The sequence below is a fragment of the Domibacillus mangrovi genome (genome assembly GCF_001906925.1).
Lineage (GTDB): Bacteria > Bacillota > Bacilli > Bacillales > Domibacillaceae > Domibacillus > Domibacillus mangrovi.
Genome location: NZ_MRWQ01000006.1, coordinates 236,966 through 257,919, shown reverse-complemented (window position 1 = coordinate 257,919; position 20,954 = coordinate 236,966). Strand labels below are relative to the sequence as shown.

The following is a 20,954-nucleotide window of genomic DNA, read 5'->3' as shown; positions in this document are numbered from 1 at the left end:
TATGTGGAAAAAATTTTTTTCAAGTATTGGCATCGGAAGTGTAAAGGTAGATACAATTTTACATGATAAAAAAGTGGCACTAGGTGAAACAATACAAGGGGATGTGGTGATTTATGGTGGCCAGACAGATGAGCCTATTCAAAAAATACATCTCCTTCTGTATTTGCAATATGAAGAAGTACGTAAAGACAGCGATTTTTCGTGGCATGATAAACATATAGACGAATTAACAATTGTTGTGAATCGACATATTAAAGCCGGGGAGAACGAGCGTATTCCATTTACGATAAAAATTCCAGATGAAGGTCCGAGAACTGGAGAAAAGCATAAATGGTTTTTGAAAACAACAGTTTTAATAAATCAATCCGTAGATCCTACTGATGAAGATGAGTTAATGATTGTATAAAAAGCAGAAATCCTTCTGCTTTTTTTATCCCGCATTAACTGGCAGTAAGACCCCCGCTTCAAGCCGTCTAAAAGAAAAGGAGGATAACCGGGGGATCAACTGCCCGTAAAAGCCCGATTGGTTCGGGCCGGCTGAAGCCGGTCACTCAGGTATTGCCGCAGGATGCGGTGCTCTTTACCTGAGTTCTTTTTTATTCAATTCATTCAGTGGGGCTAAGATGAAAGCAGACTAAGAATGTCACGTCCTGTGACAACGTCTGCATGATTCACATCCTGTGAACCTAACCCCCACTGAATGAAGTTTCACTTTATGAAAGGATTTGACAATGCGCCCACTCTGTTATATATTAATTTAAATAAAATAATTTTGTTATATAACAGAGGAGGTCGAATAATGGATATGTACAAAGAGGCTTATGAACGCTATACACAAATGTGTGAAAATTATGGCATGGACTGCATTCCTTTTTATCACTTTATGCACAACTTAACAGATGACCAGATTCAGCAGTACATACAAACAGCAAAATAACTTTGGAAAGGCTGATTTATCGCAGATTAACGGGCAGTAAGACCCCTATTTCAAGACTTAGAGAAATCGAAAAAGGATAAGGGGGGACAAACTGCCCGTAAAGGCCCGATTGGTTCGGGCCAGGCAGAGCCTGGTCACTCAGGTATTACCGCAGGACGCGGCGCTCTTTACCTGAGTTCTTCTTCCATCAGCGGGGGATGAAAGAAAACCCCCACTGATGGAAGATTCACTTTATTACGGAAAATGATGTCTAAAAACCCCGTTAACATCTTGCAAAAGTAGACGGGGTTTACGCATGTTTTTGCACATTCTGTTTCGCCGTAGATACACCGTAAAAGAGGTATTGGATGACAGCTTTTAGGGCGGTCATTTTTTTATGGTGAAAATGTGTAATAAAATTAAAAGACATTGAGGTCATAATACATCCATGGATTAATTTAAATGAGTTGAAGGTGGTATGGGAATTAGCCAGAGAAAAAGAAAGATATTACATTTTTAGAAAAAGTGTTAGCGTTATCACGAAGTGAATTGATGAACATGCGACGTATAAGCATGACACGCATAAATGGATAGCAGAACAGGCAAAACTATATAAAAACTATCCGTTTGCGCCCACTGCGGCGGGACTTGGAAGGATGTAGGCATATGAAGTACGACCAATTTAAAAAACGTTATGTCAAACGTATGATGCAAGACGCACCGCATGTGTATATTTCAGAAGATGACGTTGTGAAGATGTGGGATGCAATTATCGTCTTTAGTCAGCTGCAGAACGAAGAAAGGAAGCCATCATCAGAAACTGGCAACGAAAAAGAACCGACAGAGAAAATACAGAAACTAGCGAAAGATCTTATTAAAGAAGTGCAAAAAGAATTACAGAAAGAACCGATAGTAGCGGAACCTTCATCACAGATATCAGATACTTTTAAACAGGAAAATTCAATTGATGTAATAGAAAATAAAGAAGATATGTCATTTGTAGAGGCGTGTAAGATGTGTGACGGGCTTGGTTATTTATTGTTGGATGTGTCAGGAACACAACATACGCTGTGCCCGACTTGCCGAGGGGCGGGGGATAAATGAAGTACACTAACCGAGAAAAAACCAGAAAGAAGAGTCTGAGCTATTAGCATGCTGGGAGGGGTAATATGAAGACAGAGTAAATGAGTTAGTACTGATTAATATACGGAGCGGAATTTTAACATGTTGAGTATCGTTTTTCGTGAGCTAGCACATAAGAGACAATTACTAGGAATAAAAAAAGTCAAGGAAAGACCTTGACTATAACAAAGCTGAAAAACGACTGGAGCAGAAGGGGGAGACCGTTGAGCTAAAATCATTGTGTACTTATATTTAATAAATCTTAACTGTTGGCCGTTCCTTTATTTTATCCTCTGAAATAGTCGATGGTGTAAAGGTATTCTCTTTTTCAGTGTCTGAGGTTGGTTCTTTATATAGTGCAACTAAAGAACAAATAAAGATAACGCCTAAAATCATTGATAGTATCCATCCAAAAAGTTCGATGGGTAACATAATATGAAGTCTCCTTTCTTTAAATATTAAGAACTAGTATATGAAGAGAGAAACGTTTTTATGCTTACATATGACGAGTATTAAGTATCGACTAAAAAACCCCATCCACTTATAAAAGTGGATGGGGTTTACATGTGTTTATGCGTTTAAATGTATGTCACAGTACTCTTGTACCAGTTCAATTTCATCGTCTTCCAGTTCAAAATCAAGCACGCTATCATCTGCGCGATTATGCAAAAATAAGCCGGCTATCTTTTTCTCTGTTTCTGTTACGACATATAAGACACGAATGTAAAAGCCTTCAGCAGAGTATAAATCGTCATCTTCATCAACTGCCGCAAAAAGATGATATTCGTATCGGTCTCCTTCTAAAATGCCAAATGGGTCTGCGACCTTTTCTAATTTATGATCGGTAATATTCATGTTGTTGCCTCCTGTTTTTTATTTAGAAAGTGTAATAATCCATTTTTTCAGCCGCCGTATTCCTTCTTCAAACTGGACGGGTCCTGCGTATCCATAAGATAAACGGATAGAGCGGGAAGTCCCTTCTGTATAAATACTGCCCGGATGAAATAAAATACCTTCATTTACAGCTTCCGTGTATAATTCTTTTATTGAAATATCCTGTTTTAATTTCAGCCATATAAAAAAGCCGCCGTTCGGGATCCGCCAGTCTGCTAGTTCAGATAAGTGGCGTTCTAGAGCCGCAGATGCTTCTAGACGCCGCTTTAACAGCTCTTTCCGTACATATTCGAGATGATGCTCATATAATCCTTCTTCTAGCCATTCTGCGGCTACACGCTGCGATAATGAACTCGTCCCGTAGTCTGCTTGCCTTTTCAAATTAGACAAGCGTTCAATGACTGGCTCTGCACCAGCAACCCAGCCAATCCGCAGGCCAGGGCTTAATGTCTTTGATAAACTGCCAATATACAAAACATTACTGTTTGTGTCCATCGATTTTAATGAAGGTGGCGGTGGAGAATCGAGCCAGAGTTCCCGGTAAACATCGTCTTCAATAATCGGAAGACGATGGGCAGAACAAAATGACAATAATTCTTTTCGTCTTGACTCGCTCATCATGATGCCAGTTGGATTATGAAAGCAGGGTATCGTATAAAGAGCACTAGGATGATTTGGCTGCCATTTCGAGTGCAAATCCGCCGTGACCAATCCCTCAGCATCCATTTCAATGCCTGTAAGAGACATACCAAGCGATTGAAATGTATGGATGGAATATAGGTACGAGGGTTCTTCTAAATAAACAGAGGCACCTCGTTCCATAAGCCCTGAGGCGATTAGTTGAAGTCCTTGCATGGCACCGGATACAATTAAAATAGATGAAGAAGTGACAGGAGTGCCTTGCCTTGTCATATATCCTGCAACAGCTTCCCGGAGCGGTTCATAACCGCCACGCTCCTCATAACCGAGTGAATGGATTTTGCCAGACAATCGGGCGAGCACATCATTTAAATATCCATCGGGAAACACATCTTCTGCCAGCTCCCCTTTACTTAAATCTATAATACCAGTTTCAACGGGATGAGATGGCTCTGTATCTTTTGATCTTGGGAGTGACGCAAGAAGAGACCAAGTATCGTTAGCAATAATCGTACCTTTCCCCATGACCCCTTCTATAATTCCATCTTTTTTCAACTGTTCAAGTGCGGTCACGATGGTACTTCTGTTGACAGAAAATTGATCAGCAAGTACGCGCTGGCTCGGAATTTTCGCCCCGGTAGGGCCCCATTTACCAAGTTTAATCTGCTCTTTAATCCAGTCCGCGACGATGTCCGATTTCATTTTAGATTTCATTTTTTCATTGTCCAATGTTCGTTAAACCCGGGAATGCAGAACGTTTTGTGAAATCAGTCTCGGGATAATAGGCTTTTTTCACTAAAATATTGGGCCCAAGGCAGCGGACAGATGAGCAATGGCAGTCCGTTTCTTTCGCCAGTTTCGATGAGGTCCACGTTTCATAGGCTTCTTGAAATGAATTCGTTTGAATGTTGCCGAGTGACGGAGCATCCGCAAAATCGGTGACAATAATATCACCTGAAAAAATATTCACATTTAAACGCGAACGCCCATCAGGATCGTTACGTACCGTCACATGCTGCTCTTTTTGCAGGCGATAGACCAGTTCTCGATCTCGAACATCTCCACTGCAGGCAAAAAACGGAAGTGTTCCGAACAACATCCACACACTTGGGTCTCTTACGTCTAGCAGATGATGAATAGCTGCTCGCATGTCATCAAGTGAAAGAGATTCAAGAGCACTCGCAAAGTCACTTGGATACATAGATGGTGATGAATCTTGTGCGTTAGAGGATGCTGTCATACTAACATATCCACTATCATACATAGGATGAATTTCATGCCTTTTGCATCCCATCTCCTCTACTACCTGCTTATGAATTTTTTCTATGTGAGGTATTGTCCTGTTATTTAACATTGTCTCAGCAGATACTAAAACTCCCATATCAGATAAAGCCTTAGAGTTAGTTATCATCCTGTCAAATAATGCTTTTCTTTGTTCCCTAGTAGGCTTTCTTTCCATCATAGCAAAGCCTGTATCGATAAATTCATCCTCTGTTACCCAATTATGAGAGATATGTAATACATCTAAATAGGGTGTTATGAGCTTATATCTGTCTAGGTCTAATGTTAGGTTAGAGTTGATCTGAGTATATATACCTCTCTCATTAGCATATTTCAACAAGGGTAATACATAGTTTTCTACTGACTTTAAGGACATCATAGGCTCTCCACCTGTAATGCTCATAGTCCTTAAGGTAGGAATCGCATCTAATCTTTGCAGTAATAGCTCTAGAGGAAGTGCTTTAGCATCTTTATGAGTGAGGGTATGTCCTACAGCACAATGTCTACATCTCATATTACAGAGATGGGTGGTAGTAAATTCTATACTTGACAGAGTGGGCTTATCATACTTCTCTACATCTAGATAAGCCTCCCAAGCATCCGTCTGTGGAGTTTGTTTAAGTTTAACTTGTTTCATCTTATCTGCTCCTGTCTTTTTAATCCTTTTTCATTATGTATATTAGGATATTTTATGTCAATGAATTAAAATTTATTGTTAAGTACAATGGATAATAGACTGAATGAGGTTATAGATAAGATTTACTATTGGAAAGAGTCATCTGATGTAGGGGGAGAAAAACCTTTTGAAATAAGAATAGAATACAGAGGAGAGCTGTAGAATGAGCAGGATCATAGGCTATATGAGAATAAGCACAGATAAGGAGTCCCAAAAGTTTGACAGACAGCAGGTACAGCTAGAGGCATTGGGTTGTGACATTATTTACTCTGATAGGATGTTAAGAGCTAAGAGAGGGGCCTGAGCTTAACAAGATGCTATCTGATCTATATAGTATCACTAAGTTGGACAGATAAAATATAAAATAAGGGGCTGTAATTAGACCTTATCATTTTTGTCCGGCTTAGTGTCGACATTCCAATTTTTAAATTGTTGCTCTAACTCCTCTTTATTTAAGTCCTTCCCAATAAAAACAAGTTCACTTAGTCTTGTTTCATTTTTTTGCCACTTCTGATCCGGATTTTCTGAAAACAACATAAGAACATGATGCTTTTTATCACTTAAATCCCATGTTGCCATATGTGCTTTCCTCCGCGTAAATCATAATAATTATGATTTAAAGGTGATAACTGATTAACTTTAGACTTCTTAAACGATTGAAATTGCCTTTTATTACTACATATAGTACTGAGCAATCTCTTTTTAGCAGAGGTAAATTCTCAATAGATGAATGTTTACCAACTGATTAATGGAAGTTGATCTTTATACGCTTACTTTGGAAATCTTAGATTTTCTTAAATTTTCTAGGTCTTTCTGTAGTCTTACTATGACTCTGCAAGGGGATAGGGAAAACCTCTCAACAGAAAGAAAAGTAAGGAAAGTAATTTTATAAAAGATCGCAAACGGGTTATTTTTAACCCTCTGACTAAAAACCAACCTATTCGAAGCTTTACAACAACATTACATGATAAAAAGATAAAGCGACGTCTTACGGCTTGTTGTTTCTCTCTTTTTCGCTATAAACTCGGTACAGTCAATCCACTTTGCTTTTCTCATTTTCAAATGAAGATTTTCATCAATTTCGTTCTCGATTTCTTTCATGAGCTTGATGATTTCACCATGTGGCAGATTGAATCGTTTGGCTGCCTGTTTATGCGGGGCGTGTTTCACAAGCAATGACAAAAAGTGGTCCGATGTTTCTGCTTGCTGAGCCAGTTCATCTTCTAAATGAACGATAAACTGATAAAGCTGCCGCCGTTCTATGGATAAAGAAGCCACTATTTCTCTCGTCAATATTTCTACTAAATGTTCGTTCATTTTTATCCCTCCGAATAAATCGTTAAAGAAACTAGCTTATCGTGTCAGAATCTCATGGTCACGATAAGCACATTCCCCGAATTTCATGATTTTTGATAGACCTATTCAGCCATTACCAGCTAGATTTTTTCACACCTGGAAGTTGTCCTTTATGGGCAAATTCCCTAAAAGCAATACGGGACATTTTAAATTTGCGCAAATAGCCGCGCGGTCTGCCGGTAACTTCACAGCGATTTTTCAAGCGGGTTGGAGCAGAGTCTCTTGGGAGCTTTCTTAGTGCCTCGTAATCTCCTTTTTCTTTTAGTTCCTTTCTCAGCTCGGCATATTTCGCCACAAGCTCTTGCCGTTTTTTTTCTTTTACTACTTTTGATTTTTTAGCCAATTGTATTCGCTCCTTTTAATAATCGTAATCATTACGTTTTGAGAGTTATTAAACCATACCTTTTTTCTTTTGGCAATAAAAATTATGGAAGGAGGCTTCCTTTACTAAAAATGGACTGCTATCAGATTTTATCGAAAGAGTAGTTCCATAAGGAATGAAACAGCCTCATCAAACACAACTGCTTCGTTTATTCTTGTTAAGTAGGATTCTCGGGTCAATCATGTTTTGACTTTTTGTGATCGTGAACAGACGTTATGTTCATTATGCTTACATTTCATCAAAGCTTTTCGACTCAAATAAAACAAACTTTATGGGTTAGCCGATTTTAATATTCAAAAAACTCTTGCAAATAGGAACCATTACGTTTTATTATTAGGAAATGAATTTAAAAGGAGTATACTACATGGAAAATTTCAAACTACCCCCCAAAAAAGAAAGATTAATGCTGTTCGGTTCCATAGAACCTGGAATAAAAACAAAGCCAAGTGAAAAAGAAAAGATGCCCGATTTACAAAATGTAAGAGAGGATTTCTTGTTTGAAATTGATGCTGTTGGGATTACAAATGTTAAAATGCCCGTCTCCATTACTTCAGTGTTACACCCACTAACACAAACGACCATCGCTTCTTTTACTCTAACGTCTACAATTCCGCGTGATGTAAAGGGAACAAATATGAGCCGTTTTACTGAACAATTGGAGCTATATCGCAGACAAGGTTTCACGTTAGACTTTTCGCAGCTTTCCGATTTTGTAAAAGAATTAGCAGAACGTTTAGGCCAAAGAGATGCAAGTCTTGAAGTAACGTTCCCTTGGTTTTACGAACAGACGGCACCAGCCTCTTCTCTAGCGGGATTAAACCATGCGGACGCCAAAATTTCGGTCTCTTATCAGCATGGAAAGATAGCAGAAAGAATGGTTGAATTAACCTGTGCTGTAACGACTTTATGCCCTTGTTCCAAAGAAATTAGTGAATACAGTGCGCATAACCAACGAGGGTATATTAAAATGACGGCATTGTTGCTGGATGAGTATAAAGAATCATCTGATTGGAAGGCTCTGCTTTTACATGCTGCCGAGTCAAATGCCAGTGCCTTGATTTACCCGATTTTAAAACGTCCTGATGAAAAAACAGTAACGGAACAAGCATATGAAAACCCCCGCTTTGTTGAAGATATGGTTCGTCTTGTAGCCGCTGATTTATACGAAATACCATTTATTCAATCTTTTACAGTAGAATGCCGCAATGAAGAATCCATTCATCTACATGATGCTTATGCCTCTGTAACGTTCAACAAAAGGCATAAATAAGCTTTTACATATGTAAAGATTGCAAGTGGAAAGGGAAATTGAGAGAGAAGGGAACTCAGTAACAGAATCTTATTGAAATACAGTTCACCATTAATGATTCATTACTTATTTGAAGTGCTATCATTCAACAATTGATGTCCCTGGTCATTTTCGGAAAAAATGAGCATTTTCTTGCCTTTTTGTAAATAAGAATAATTACGATTTAAAAAGGAGATTGAGCCTATGTATAAATGGATCATTGTTGGCGGAGGCATCCAAGGGATCACTCTGGCTTCATTCTTGCGGAAACAGCAAAAAGCCTCTATTGACGAGGTGGCTATTGTGGATCCTCACGCAGAACCATTAGCCAATTGGAAAAGGTGCACAAATCTTATTTCTATGCCTTATTTACGTTCGCCGGTCGTACATCATCTTGACGTTCATCCGCTTAGTTTGCAAGCCTTTGTGAAAAACAAAGCAACGGATGAATCGGCTGCTTTTTACGGAAGGTTCAAGCGCCCGTCTCTCTCCATGTTTAATGAGCATTGTGATCACCTGGTTGGCGATTTACAGTTAAAAAAAGGATGGGTGCAAGGACGCGTTCAAACTGCCGAGCGAATTGAAAACAAATGGCGTGTTGAACTGCAAGATGGAAAAGAGCTAATAGGAGAGAATCTGGTACTGGCTATTGGCATTAGCGAACAGCCAGTTTGGCCCGACTGGGCAGAGGTATTAAAGAAAGAAGCACATGCTTCTGTACACCATATTTTTGAGGATAATCTTCCAAAGTTTGAAGAGATGGCACGCCCTTTTACCATTATTGGCGGCGGGATCACTTCCGTTCATTTAGCCTTAAAATTGACTGCTATGTTTCCAGGTGAAGTGACACTGCTGAAGCGGCACCCGTATCGCCTGCATGATTTTGACAGTGATCCGGCTTGGCTTGGTCCTAAAAATCAGCTTCCTTTCGGAAAAATTGACTGCTATCAAACGCGCCGGGAGCAAATTAAACAAGCCCGCCACAAAGGATCCTTGCCTCGTGATTTGTATATAAAGCTACGGCGCTGTGTTCGGCAAGATGAGTTGCTGATAATGGATGGGCAGGTGCAACAGGCTTTCGTAAAAAATGGTAAGGTTCAGCTAGAGGATGGGCAAGGCCGTCTGATTCACCAAACGGGCACGGTTTTATTAGCAACAGGATTTCAGCCGGCTTTGCCAGGAAAGCAGTGGCTGACGCCAATCGTTGAAAAACATGAGCTTCCATGCGCAGAATGCGGATATCCCATCGTTTCAAAATCACTGCAATGGGGACCAGGTCTATACGTAACCGGAGCTTTAGCAGAGCTTGAAATGGGACCGATCGCCCGTAATATTTCTGGAGCCCGTCAAGCAGCGGAACGGGTTGTTAGCAGCTTATAATCAGTTATTCATTCATTACCTATATAGTTGGAATGAATGGATTTCTCCATAAGATGTCTATTTTCAATATGAAATGAGATAACATCTCGATAGGAAGAAAAAGAGCTATTTTATCATCAATAAATCGTAATTATTATGATTTGGAAAGATGAAATGACGATGGACCGGACTACATTTTCTGATCCAATCCCAGCTATCACCGTCACCTAACTACTAGCCAGGAAGATAGGTTGAAGTATTTAAAGTACAATCATGACGGTCAAAATCATGCTTTTTATAGAAAGAGGAGAATACAATGAAAAAATTAGCTTTATTTTTTACTGCTGTACTCGCAATCGCCTTGTTATTATCTGGATGCGGGAGCACTCAAACAACAGAAAATACGAAGAGTCAAGCAGAAAAAGATCAACTCACGATTTATACAACCATTTTCCCTTTGGAGGACTTTGCAAAAAAAATTGGCGGTGACTCTGTCAAAGTAGAAAGTATTTATCCGCCTAACATCGATGCTCATACCTTTGAGCCGTCACAAAAAACAATGGTGAATATCGCTGAATCAGACGGTTTTATCTACACCGGGGCTGGTCTGGAAGGGTTTATTGATAAAGCCGTAGAGGCTTTGAAAAATGAAAACGTAAAATTAATTGAAGCAGCAGACGGGGTCACGTTTATTAAAGGTAGCCATGAACATGAAGGCGAAGAAGGCCATGAAAATGAACACGATGATAGTGAACATCCGGACGAACACGCGAGCGAAGAAAATCATGAAGAGGAGCATGCTAACGAGGATGTTCATCATCATACAGCAGGTGAAGAAAACCACCATCATGGCGATCTAGATCCGCATATTTGGTTAGACCCAATCCGTGCCATTACAATGGCTGAAAATATTAAACATGCATTAGTTGAGTTAAAACCAGAACAAAAAGAAGCGTTTGAGGGAAATTTTGAAGAATTAAAAAGCGAATTAGAACAACTTGATAAAGAATTCAATGACATCATTCAAAACGGAAAAACAAAGGAAATCATTGTATCACATGCGGCATACGGATATTGGAATGACCGCTATGGTTTAAAACAAATAAGCATTGCGGGTCTTTCTCCAACCGACGAGCCCTCACAAAAGGAGCTGCAAACGATTATTAAAGAAGCCCATGCAAAGAATGTAAAGTATGTTATTTTCGAGCAAAATGTTGCGTCTAAAATAACGGATGTTGTAAAAAATGAGATTAAAGCTGAGCCATTAACCCTTCATAATTTAGAGTCTATCACAGATCAAGAGGTTAAAAATCAGGAAGACTACGTCAGTTTAATGAAACGGAATATAGAAACGTTGAAAAAAGCATTAAATTAAATGATAAGGCCGTTGAAGGAATCTTAACGGCCTGTAAGTATTGAATTTAGATGTAGTAGCCTGAATAGGGTAACGAGGAGACAGAAATGCAAAAAACTTTATGTGTATGATTCGATACTTGATTGGAAAATAGTGAAAAGTTTGAATAGATAAATGAAAGAAAGAATACGCAGGATAACTAATCACTATTCAGGAGGTACTACTTATGATTCATTAGATCAAAAAGGCACCGCACCATAAATCGTAAACATTTCGATTTATATTAAAACAGATTTTATTTTTTGATCAGGGGCACTAAAGGATCATCTGATTTTATTTACTTTATAAAGAAAAAAGAAAGGATGACTCAATTGATTACTATCATAGGCGGAGGAGTAGCAGGCATCGGTGTAGGCATATTGCTGACCAAATTAGGAGTGGAAGAGTTTCTTATTATTGAAAAAGAGGAGATTGGTGCTTCTTTTTTAAACTGGGCAAAGGAAACTCGATTTATTACCCCCTCCTTTACGGGTCATGGATTTGGATTGCTGGATTTAAATGCTGTTTTTCCAAATAGTTCACCTGGCTATACAATGGGAACTGAGCATCTGACTGGCAGGATGTATGGCCAGTATTTAAAAGGGATCGCAGCGTATTTTAAGTTGCCTGTTTTAGAAAAAACAGAGGTCACAAATATCAGAAAAGAGGGCAATGAATACATTGTTCAAACTAATCAAAACGCCTACAAAGTAAACACTGTTATTGTAGCTTGCGGAGAGTACTCATTCCCGAAACGGCCTTTTCAGCATGGCATTCACTATGCAGATGTGGAATCTTGGAGTGATTTTGAAGGGGATCGAATGATTGTAGGAGGTGGAGAAAGCGCAGCTGATGCTGCTTTTCATCTATCAACCAACGGATGGAAAGTCGATGTTTATCATCCGGGGAAAGACTGGCTTGCGTTTGATGCCGATCCAAGCAGGTCTCTTTCTCCTTTTACTCGAGACCGTTTAAAAGGGGAAGATTCTCAGTGCATTCATGAACATCCTCATTCATCGGTTGTCTCGATTGAGTATTCTAAAAAGCTCTCTGCCTACACCGTGACGTTAAAAGATGGTTCAATTATTGAAACAAAACAGGAACCGCTTCTTTGCACGGGTTTTCACAGCGGGGCCTCTCAATTTCATTCGCTGTTTGAATGGACGGAAGACGGCTTGCCAATCGTAAATGAGTATGATGAATCTACTTTAGTACCTTCCGTTTATTTAACGGGGCCAAGTCTCCGGCAGCGGGAAACCATTTTCTGCTTTATTTATAAATTTCGCCAGCGATTTGCCGTTTTTGTAGAACATCTCCTGCGTCAGCATGGCATTTCTTATGATAAACAGGCATTAGAAGAATATAAACAATCGAATATGTATTTAGATGATCTGACTTGTTGTGAAGCAGGCTGTGAGTGCTAGGGAGTGAAAAAATGAAAATTGTGTTAGTAGGGTTGGAATCCTCAGGGAAGACAAGTATTTTATCCGCCATTTCTAAAAAAACCATTCCTGTACATGGTTCAAATGTTCGCGGATCAACTTCTTCTGTTTATGAGTACAGTGTACATCAGCAACAGTACATAGATACACCTGGAATTCGTGAAGAGAGTGAATTAGTCACCAGTTTATATACAAGAAAAACGGTAGAAAAAGCAAATGTTTTATGGTATGTCGTTCGGGGAACGCATTTTGTGAAAGAAATAACCCTTCTGTTTTCTATTTACCCGCCCGGAAACAAACCAGCAAAGATTATTGTGACCTTTGAAGACAAGCTTGGTGTGATGTCTAAAAAAGCAATAGATTTTTTAAAAGAACAATATTCTCTTCCTATTGTTCTCATTAATGCACGGGAACTCTCAGCAGAAGAGGTGGATAAGGTGAAGGTGGATGGACGCCTTTTATCAGAGATGGACATAAATCGTTTAAAATCCCTCCCGATAACAGAAACACAAGCACCTGTTCCGCTTTTTGAACATAGATGGCTCGGACCTGCTTTTTCTCTTTTGCTGTTACTCTGTACATTTGCACTTCCTGTGTTTATTTCTTATCGACTCTCCTCTTATCTTGAGTTAGTCGTGGAACAGGTCATGATAAGCCCCATTTTGAATCTCGTCAACGGATTTCCAAATTGGTTATCTACTTTACTCGTCGGAGATTACGGGCTTCTTTCGCTAGGTATGTATTCTTTTGTATGGGCGTTTCCCATTGTCCTTTTATTCAGCTTGATAGTTGCTTTAACAGACGAAAGTGGTTTAAAGGATCGAATAACCGATTCGCTCGATCCTTTTTTGCGAAAATGGAAACTGACCGGTCATGATCTCGTTCCGATTATTAGCGGATTTGGCTGTAATGTGGTCGCCATTCAAGGAAGCAGAAGCTGTCATGTTTGTTCTCGTAAAAATTGTATATCGGTCATTTCATTTGGCTCAGCCTGCAGCTATCAGATGGGAGCGACTCTTTCTGTCTTTGCTGCAGCAGGCCATATAGAGCTTATTTTACCTTATCTGTTCCTATTAGCGTTTTTCTCTCTTGTTCATGTGAGAATATGGAACAGAAACAGGTTGGTCCCTGTTTTCAAGAAACATGAAACGTATTTACAGTTTCCTTCTGGACGTACGTTATGGTACCGAATAAAGCCGGTTATCCAACAATTTATTCTACAAGCCATGCCCATTTTTCTAGTCATTTGTTTAATTGCTTCTCTGTTTTCAATAGCAGGGATTCTCAGAGTAATCCATGAATGGATGGGACCCATTTTTCACATAATTGGTCTTTCCGAAGCAGCAGCGCCCGCTTTTGTGGCAAGTATTTTCAGAAAGGATGGCATTTTGTTGTTAAATGAGGGTGGTGGAGAATTACTGGCAAGTTTAACAATGCCAGAGCTTCTAATAGCTGTTTATTTATGCAGCACGTTTTCATCCTGCCTTGTAACGTTACTAAAAATCGCAAAGGAATTATCATGGAAGGAAGCCGTTGAGTTGGCCGGAAAGCAGGTTGTAACGAGTATCGGCTCTACCATTTTGCTAAGTACGACTCTATTGCTATTTTAAAAAAGGAGGTTGTAATGAAATTGGAGTGAATTGTAAATGATTAGCAATATACTAATTTTTCATAAAAAGTTGAGGTGATTTTTATCAGTTATAGTAATTCTTATCGATAAGAATTTAAAACAATATTATTGGAGAAAACCAGGCAAAATAATAAATACAATAGTTCGGTTTAATAGGAAAATTAATTGTTTACAATCTATATAAAATATGATTTACTTTATAATGAAAATAGTAATCATTACGATTTAAGAAATACTTTGAAAGAAATCGTAGAAAAAAACAATGGATGAAAGAAGGCTCGATAAGCATGAAAAAACTAGCGTTGCTCGTACTGTCTTTTACACTTATGTTATTGGTAGCGGCTTGTAGTAATGAACAGAAAAGCAATCAAAAAACAAGCAAACAAGAAGAAGCATCGGCTAATGATACATTGACATTATCTTGGCCATTGGATATTGGAGCTGTAAATCCACATTTATATGCACCTAATGAAATGTTTGCTCAGGCGTTGCTGTATGATCCACTAGTAAGCTATGGTGATAATGGAGAAATACAACCTGCCTTAGCCACAGATTGGGAGATTTCAGAGGATGGGAAGAGTTATACATTCACTTTGCGTGAAGGTGTAGTGTATTCCGATGGTTCATCCCTTACAGCGGAGAATGTGAAGCGAAATATAGAAGCCGTTCTTCAAAATATGGAACGACATAGCTGGCTAGAAGCCGTAAGTATGATCGATAAAGTAGAAGTGATCGATGAACTAAAAGTGAAAATAGATTTAAAAGAATCTTACTATCCTTTTCTACAAGAATTAACGCTAATCCGTCCGTTGAGAATGTTGGCAGACAGTGGATTTCCTGAGGGTGGTTCAACAGCAGAGGAAATCGAAGCTCCTATTGGGTCTGGTCCGTGGATTTTAACAGATTATGTGAAAGGTAGTCATGCAGAATTTACACGCAATGATAATTACTGGGGAGAAAAGCCCAAAATTAAAAAAGTTATCATTAAGGTTATTCCAGACTCTCAAGCACGAATTATGGCCTTGGAGAAAGGTGATATTGATCTAATATTTGGAAGCGGTCAACTTGCTCCTGTTGAGTATCAAACACTGCAACAGAAGGGAACGTATCAGACGCTAATTTCAGGTCCGTTATCAACAAGAGTTTTGGCCATCAATTCAACGATTGCTCCAACGAATGAGAAAGAAGTCCGTTTAGCTCTGCAATATGCAATGGATCGTAAGACCATCGTCGAGCATATATTAAATGGTTTGGAGGAGGAGGCACAATCCTTATTCTCTCCTGGTTTCCCTTATAGTGATATTAAGGTGGGACAATATGAGAACAATTTTGAAGAAGCAAAGAAAATACTTGATCAAGCTGGATGGAAAATGGTAGAGGGACAACCATTCCGAATGAAAAATAATCAAGTCTTACAAGTAACGATTCCTTATCGCAGTACGGAGCTGGTACATAAAGAAATATTAGAGTATTTGCAAAGTGCTTGGCGTGAAATTGGGATTGATGTACAGCTGAAGGCGGAAGAATCTCAAATCTATACTCAAAAGGTTAGGGCAGGTGAATTTAACCTCACTTTTAATGATACATGGGGTGTGCCATATGACCCTCATATGTTTATTCGTACGATGATTGGCGAGAATCAATTAGGATTATATGTACAAAGTGGAACAGCTATTTCATCTGAATTTACTGCCAATGTTAATAAAGTGATTCGTTCAACGGATGAAAATGAACGTCGGGCATTGTATGAAGGGATTCTGCAAGGTATTCATGATGAAGCGATGTTTATTCCAATCTCTTATCGTACTAATTACTTAGTAGCTAATAACGGTGTTAAAAGGTTACAGTTTACTCCGCATCAATACGAAGTGCCGCTATCACTATTTGAATTAGAGGAATAGAAAAAAATGCAACGATTTCTAGTAAGACGGATATTAAGTATGATTTTGGCGCTGTGGGGTGTATCCCTTGTTGCTTTTTTCTTAATCAGGGTGATTCCAGTTGATCCTGTTGAAGCTTATTTTGCCATCAATCAAATACCAGCAAGCAAGGAATCGATGGATGCAATTCGAGAAAAGCAGGGGTTTAATCAGCCTCTGCTTTCTCAATATGCCAATTGGATGTGGCATGTGTTTCAACTTGATTTTGGAAAATCGTTTGTTTCTAAGCTGGATGTAGGGAAAGAACTCATAAGTAGATTTTGGATAACCTTTGGGATCGCCTCTACAGCCTTATTATTTGTAGTTATATTAAGTGTCACCATAGGTGTTTTATCAGCAGTAAAGCAAAATAGCCTATTTGATAGACTTACACGTACATCGATTTTCACGATTGCCTCCATGCCTAGTTTTTGGCTAGCCTTTATATTAATTTACATTGTGGCGTTAAAATGGGGGCTTTTGCCGCTAATGGGGTGGGGAACATGGCAGCATTTGATATTACCCTCATTAACACTGGCATTGGGGATAAGTCCATATTATATTCGGTTAATCCGAACAAGTATGATAGAACAGATGCAGCAGCCATATGTATTGTATGCTAGAGCTCGCGGTTTAAAAGAGAACGTTATAGTACGCCATCATCTGTTTAGGGGGACGTTACCTCCTTTATTAACATCATTAGCCATGACGTGCGGCGGATTATTAGGTGGAGCAGTAATTGTAGAGATCGTATTTACAATTCCAGGAATCGGTAGGTATATCTTGGATTCGATGGGCGCCAGAGATTATGTTGTATTACAAGGCTTTATATTGCTAATAGGGTTCTTTTATATTGCCATAAATTTTGTAGCTGATATCATGTGTGCCATGATTGATCCACGTATTCGTTTAAAGGGGGAAGGAAAATGAAAAAGCGAAACAAGCGTTTACCTTTAATCATCAGTAGCTCCCTTGTTGCATTACTTACTATGGTGGCTATATTTGAACCATGGCTTGTGCTTCACGATCCCCATGTAATCAATATGGCCATGAAGCTCCAAGGTTTTTCAGCTACCTATCCTTTAGGTACGGATCATTTAGGACGCTGTGTACTATCAAGACTCATCGCAGGTGCAAGAGTATCCTTGTTTACCACATTTTCGATTTTAATTGTTACCTTAATTATCAGTCTTGTTGTGGGTATTGTAGCTGGTTATGTTGGTGGAATGATAGATACTGTATTAATGCGTGTTTGTGATATATTACTAGCCATGCCCAACTTTATTTTTGCTCTTGTTATAGTAGGGACGCTTGGAGGTGGACTTTTCAATATGTTTATAGGGATTGTCTTCGTCTCTTGGGTTTGGTATGCCCGTATGATTCGAAATATGGTGTTAAGTCTTAAAGAAGCTCCGTTTGTCAAATATGCTCAGGTGACGGGAGTTTCTCGCTTTAATATTATGAGAGTCCATATTTTACCTTTTGTTTTCCCGCAAATATTCCTACTTAAATTAATTGGTTTAGGTTCTACGATTCTACTAATCTCTGAACTATCGTTTCTTGGCTTAGGAGTGACCGCTCCTTTGGCTGAGTGGGGAATGATGATTAGTGATAGCAAAACGTATTTATTAAGCAATCCAATGTTAATGTTTATTCCTGGTTTCATGATCTCGCTAACTGTGCTTCTCTTTAATTGGTTTGGAGATGCGGTTCGTGATGCTCTAGATCCAAAAACGTTATAGAAAGGCTGATTCTTTTGCTAGAAGTAAAAAATCTCTCTGTATTTGTACAACGTGACACAGAAGAAATCCAGGTCGTTCAGGATATAAGCTTTCAGGTTCCAAAAGGAAAAATTGTGGGTATTGTTGGGGAAAGTGGTAGTGGAAAATCAATGATATGTACTACGATTCTTCAATTGTTTCGTGAGAGCCGTCGAGTGTCCGGAAAGGTTTTATTTCAAGGTGAGTCTCTGCTTGCTAAAAACAAGGAGGAGATGCGTAAGCTAAGGGGGAAGGAAATTGCTCTTATTATGCAAAATCCCATGGCCATGTTCAATCCAATGCTCTCGATAGGAGACCACTTTATTGAAACAATACAAGCACACGTAAACATAAGCAAAAAAGAGGCGAAACAAAAAGCACTTGAACAGCTTTCTCGTTATCAGCTACCTGAAGAAAATATTTTACAAAAATATCCTCATGAGCTAAGCGGAGGAATGCTACAAAGAATTATGATTGCCATGGCAGTATCTCATCGTCCATCGTTACTTGTTGCAGATGAACCAACAACGGCTTTAGACACGATGACACAGCTACGCATCTTAGATGAGCTATTAGAATATCAGCAAGAAGCTGGCACTAGTATGCTTATTGTTTCTCATGATTTGGGAGTGATTGCTAAATTAGCTGATGATCTCATCGTAATGAGACGCGGGTTGATCGTTGAATATGGACCTGCTTCCTTAGTTCTTGAACAACCGCTTCATTCATACACGCAAGCCTTACTAGCGGTAAAAAAAGAGAATAGTACCTTAGAACAGTTGGTAGATCATTATGAAGAACCAATGCTAGGTTCCTTAGTAGAATGGAAACCTGGGTATTGGGTAAGGCAGTAAGCTGGAGGAATAACTATGATAGAGTTTAAAAACGTATCAAAACAGTATTTTGAGAGCAGAGGGTGGGGGCAGAAAAGAAGTATAAATGCTATGGATAATATTTCCTTTCGAATCAAGGAAGGCTCATGTTTTGCTATAGTGGGAGAAAGCGGCTCTGGTAAGAGTACTTTAGGAAAATTACTAATCGGGCTTGATAAGCCAGATAGTGGTCAGATTTTATTTAGAGGATTGGACTTGTTTGATATAAATAACCAAACTAGACAGCAATTACGCAGAGATATGCAAATTGTCTTTCAAGATTGCTTTAGTGCTGTCAATTCGCGTATGAAGATAAGGGACGTGATTGCTGAACCGATGCGTGTTCATTTACATTACTCCTCTACAGGAATAAAGGAAGAAGTAAAGAGATTGCTAGAGACAGTTGGATTAACCGCAGAGGATGGTGAGAAATATTCTTATCAATTTAGTGGTGGACAGCTTCAGCGTATCACGATTGCACGGGCAATCTCTATTCATCCGAAAGTTATCATCTTGGACGAGGTGATTAATAGTTTAGATGTGCTGGTTCAGATTAGTATTTTAAAGTTACTAAAAAGATTGCAACGTGAATTGAACTTAACTTATCTTTTCATAAGCCATGATTTACATTCAGTAAAACTGTTTGCTGATGAGGTAGTCGTACTAGATAAGGGAAAATTAGTTGATTATGCAGAAGATGTTAAGGATTTTGATAAACTAACGCATCCTGCAAGTAGAAGATTACTTGAAGCCCAGCTCCCTATTATGCCACAGCAAGCTAGTGAGGATATGTCGGTGAAGAAAGGAGTGATTGTATCAAAAAAGTAAGTCCACTCTCGATAAAAATGCTTCAATTATATGCACTGGCTCTTTTTTTCTATACAGCCAATGCAGTATTAACAGTCATTTTCCCTTTACAGGCAGCAGAGCATGGTTTTAAGGAAGCTGAAATTGGTATTATGATGGGATTATACATGTTTGTATGTATGGGATTACGACCTTGGGCAGGTCAATTGATTGCCAAGTACAGCGTGGTAAACATCATGAAATGGCTATTAGTAGGTCATACGGTAGCTTTGTTATTGTATGTTTGGTTAGGAGTGGAGAGCCTGTATATCGTCCGTGCCCTTCAAGGTGTGGTGACAGCATTCTTTTCGATGGCCATGCAAATAGGGTTAGCCTCGATTTTGTTAGATGAGGATAGAGGACAAGGAATGTCCATGTACTCCTTATCTACTGTGCTGCCTGGCTTATATGGGCCAGCCTTAGCTTTGCTGCTTTGGACTCAATATGACCATTTTTATTTATTACTTTTGATTGGCACCTTAGCCGTTCTACCACTTTTATTTGTATTCCGCTCTCCATTAAAAGCAACAAAACAGGAAAAAGGAATGTTTACGTTACGGGAACTGATGACTGCCTTCAAGGATACATGTCGGTGTAGAGGGCTTATGGTTTCTAGTCTTGTCATGCTGATTGGCGCATGTATTTTTGGAGCTATTACAACCTTTTTACCCTTGTATATGGTAACAACGGGCTATGGTAATGCCGCATTGTATTTATTATTACAGGCAATTGTTGTGGTGGTGAGCCGGTTTTTACTTAGAAAATCGATTCCTTCTGATGGGAAATGGCATCCATCCTTTATGTCGATTGTTTTAGTAAGTTCGGTTATTGGAACGATCCTTTTGGCATTCATGCCTTATATAGGTCACTTTATATATGTATCAGCTATTTTTAATGGATTGGCTACAGCGATGCTATATCCAACGATCATTACGTATATGTCTTTTGTCATTCCAAAGGAAAGCAAGCATATTTTACTCGGCGTTTTTCTTGCTTCTTATGATTTAGGCTTTGCCCTAGGTGGGTTTGTTATGGGATTTGTTATACAAATGAGTTCTTTCTCAACAATGTTTATTATTTGTTCAATCATAGGTCTGGCTGCCATTGTGTTCATTTGGGGAAATAGGAAAGAAGCAGATGTCCTCGTAATGGATTAGGGTGCCGTCTCTTAAGAAAGGG

Annotated in this window: 22 protein-coding genes; 15 read left to right on the top strand and 7 right to left on the bottom strand. The window is 39.0% G+C overall.

All coding sequences use genetic code 11. From position 1 onward, the window contains the following. The first annotated feature begins 1 nt into the window (after position 1). From BLL40_RS08520 to BLL40_RS08515, 3 genes are all read left to right on the top strand, one after another. Positions 2 to 406, top strand: a complete 405-nt coding sequence (locus tag BLL40_RS08520) for a sporulation protein (protein ID WP_073711489.1) — start codon at positions 2 to 4, stop codon at positions 404 to 406. Positions 407 to 799: 393 nt separating this feature from the next. Beyond that, positions 800 to 937, top strand: a complete 138-nt coding sequence (locus BLL40_RS17535; RefSeq protein ID WP_173799910.1) for a hypothetical protein — start codon at positions 800 to 802, stop codon at positions 935 to 937. 645 nt (positions 938 to 1,582) lie between these two features. Continuing rightward, positions 1,583 to 2,020 (top strand): hypothetical protein, encoded by a 438-nt coding sequence (locus BLL40_RS08515; RefSeq protein WP_073711488.1) that lies wholly within the window; start codon positions 1,583 to 1,585, stop codon positions 2,018 to 2,020. Positions 2,021 to 2,290: 270 nt separating this feature from the next. Here BLL40_RS08515 and BLL40_RS08510 read toward each other — a convergent pair whose 3' ends face one another. From BLL40_RS08510 to yfkAB, 4 genes are all read right to left on the bottom strand, one after another. Next, the gene (locus BLL40_RS08510; RefSeq protein WP_073711487.1) at positions 2,291 to 2,470 is read right to left on the bottom strand and encodes a hypothetical protein; all 180 of its coding nucleotides are present in this window, start codon (positions 2,468 to 2,470) and stop codon (positions 2,291 to 2,293) included. A 138-nt stretch (positions 2,471 to 2,608) separates the two neighbouring features. Continuing rightward, positions 2,609 to 2,893, bottom strand: a complete 285-nt coding sequence (locus BLL40_RS08505) for a DUF6509 family protein (RefSeq protein ID WP_018392904.1) — start codon at positions 2,891 to 2,893, stop codon at positions 2,609 to 2,611. Positions 2,894 to 2,911: 18 nt separating this feature from the next. Continuing rightward, positions 2,912 to 4,285 carry an aminotransferase-like domain-containing protein gene (locus BLL40_RS08500; protein ID WP_073711667.1) on the bottom strand — a complete coding sequence of 458 codons (1,374 nt, stop codon included), beginning with the start codon at positions 4,283 to 4,285 and terminating at the stop codon, positions 2,912 to 2,914. A 4-nt stretch (positions 4,286 to 4,289) separates the two neighbouring features. After that, positions 4,290 to 5,489 (bottom strand): radical SAM/CxCxxxxC motif protein YfkAB, encoded by a 1,200-nt coding sequence (gene yfkAB / locus BLL40_RS08495; protein WP_073711486.1) that lies wholly within the window; start codon positions 5,487 to 5,489, stop codon positions 4,290 to 4,292. Between the two features lie 202 nt (positions 5,490 to 5,691). Here yfkAB and BLL40_RS18205 point away from each other — a divergent pair, with 202 nt between their 5' ends. Further along, entirely contained in the window at positions 5,692 to 5,832 is a 141-nt protein-coding gene (locus BLL40_RS18205; protein WP_143180102.1) for a recombinase family protein, read from the top strand. 74 nt (positions 5,833 to 5,906) lie between these two features. On the opposite strand, the gene BLL40_RS08485 is transcribed toward BLL40_RS18205, so the two are convergent. The 3 genes from BLL40_RS08485 to rpsN form a co-directional block, all read right to left on the bottom strand. Continuing rightward, the gene (locus BLL40_RS08485) at positions 5,907 to 6,107 is read right to left on the bottom strand and encodes a CobW C-terminal domain-containing protein (RefSeq protein WP_083566428.1); all 201 of its coding nucleotides are present in this window, start codon (positions 6,105 to 6,107) and stop codon (positions 5,907 to 5,909) included. Positions 6,108 to 6,488: 381 nt separating this feature from the next. Further along, positions 6,489 to 6,845 carry a hypothetical protein gene (locus BLL40_RS08480; RefSeq protein ID WP_073711485.1) on the bottom strand — a complete coding sequence of 119 codons (357 nt, stop codon included), beginning with the start codon at positions 6,843 to 6,845 and terminating at the stop codon, positions 6,489 to 6,491. A gap of 112 nt (positions 6,846 to 6,957) precedes the next feature. Next, positions 6,958 to 7,227, bottom strand: coding sequence for a 30S ribosomal protein S14 (rpsN, locus tag BLL40_RS08475; RefSeq protein ID WP_073711484.1), 270 nt, complete (start codon positions 7,225 to 7,227; stop codon positions 6,958 to 6,960). 403 nt (positions 7,228 to 7,630) lie between these two features. Between rpsN and folE2 the strand changes: the two genes are divergently transcribed. From folE2 to cntE, 11 genes are all read left to right on the top strand, one after another. Beyond that, positions 7,631 to 8,536 (top strand): GTP cyclohydrolase FolE2, encoded by a 906-nt coding sequence (gene folE2, locus BLL40_RS08470; protein WP_083566425.1) that lies wholly within the window; start codon positions 7,631 to 7,633, stop codon positions 8,534 to 8,536. 222 nt (positions 8,537 to 8,758) lie between these two features. Next, positions 8,759 to 9,934 carry an FAD-dependent oxidoreductase gene (locus BLL40_RS08465; protein ID WP_073711482.1) on the top strand — a complete coding sequence of 392 codons (1,176 nt, stop codon included), beginning with the start codon at positions 8,759 to 8,761 and terminating at the stop codon, positions 9,932 to 9,934. Positions 9,935 to 10,229: 295 nt separating this feature from the next. Continuing rightward, on the top strand, positions 10,230 to 11,288 hold the full coding sequence (locus tag BLL40_RS08460; protein ID WP_073711481.1) for a metal ABC transporter solute-binding protein, Zn/Mn family: 1,059 nt from the start codon (positions 10,230 to 10,232) through the stop codon (positions 11,286 to 11,288). Positions 11,289 to 11,638: 350 nt separating this feature from the next. Then, a complete protein-coding gene (locus BLL40_RS08455) occupies positions 11,639 to 12,730 on the top strand; it encodes an NAD(P)/FAD-dependent oxidoreductase (protein WP_083566423.1) in 1,092 nt (363 codons plus the stop codon). An 11-nt stretch (positions 12,731 to 12,741) separates the two neighbouring features. Next, positions 12,742 to 14,358, top strand: a complete 1,617-nt coding sequence (locus BLL40_RS08450) for a nucleoside recognition domain-containing protein (protein ID WP_073711479.1) — start codon at positions 12,742 to 12,744, stop codon at positions 14,356 to 14,358. A gap of 307 nt (positions 14,359 to 14,665) precedes the next feature. After that, positions 14,666 to 16,279, top strand: coding sequence for a nickel ABC transporter substrate-binding protein (gene nikA, locus BLL40_RS08445; protein WP_073711478.1), 1,614 nt, complete (start codon positions 14,666 to 14,668; stop codon positions 16,277 to 16,279). Between the two features lie 6 nt (positions 16,280 to 16,285). Continuing rightward, a complete protein-coding gene (gene nikB / locus BLL40_RS08440) occupies positions 16,286 to 17,227 on the top strand; it encodes a nickel ABC transporter permease (RefSeq protein ID WP_073711477.1) in 942 nt (313 codons plus the stop codon). Then, entirely contained in the window at positions 17,224 to 18,039 is an 816-nt protein-coding gene (locus BLL40_RS08435; RefSeq protein ID WP_073711476.1) for an ABC transporter permease, read from the top strand. The genes nikB and BLL40_RS08435 overlap by 4 nt, the downstream gene beginning before the upstream one ends. A gap of 14 nt (positions 18,040 to 18,053) precedes the next feature. Continuing rightward, positions 18,054 to 18,911, top strand: coding sequence for an ABC transporter ATP-binding protein (locus tag BLL40_RS08430; protein WP_073711475.1), 858 nt, complete (start codon positions 18,054 to 18,056; stop codon positions 18,909 to 18,911). Between the two features lie 15 nt (positions 18,912 to 18,926). After that, a complete protein-coding gene (locus BLL40_RS08425) occupies positions 18,927 to 19,757 on the top strand; it encodes an ABC transporter ATP-binding protein (RefSeq protein ID WP_083566421.1) in 831 nt (276 codons plus the stop codon). Between the two features lie 17 nt (positions 19,758 to 19,774). Further along, entirely contained in the window at positions 19,775 to 20,932 is a 1,158-nt protein-coding gene (cntE, locus tag BLL40_RS08420; protein WP_073711473.1) for a staphylopine family metallophore export MFS transporter CntE, read from the top strand. Positions 20,933 to 20,954 lie beyond the last annotated feature (22 nt).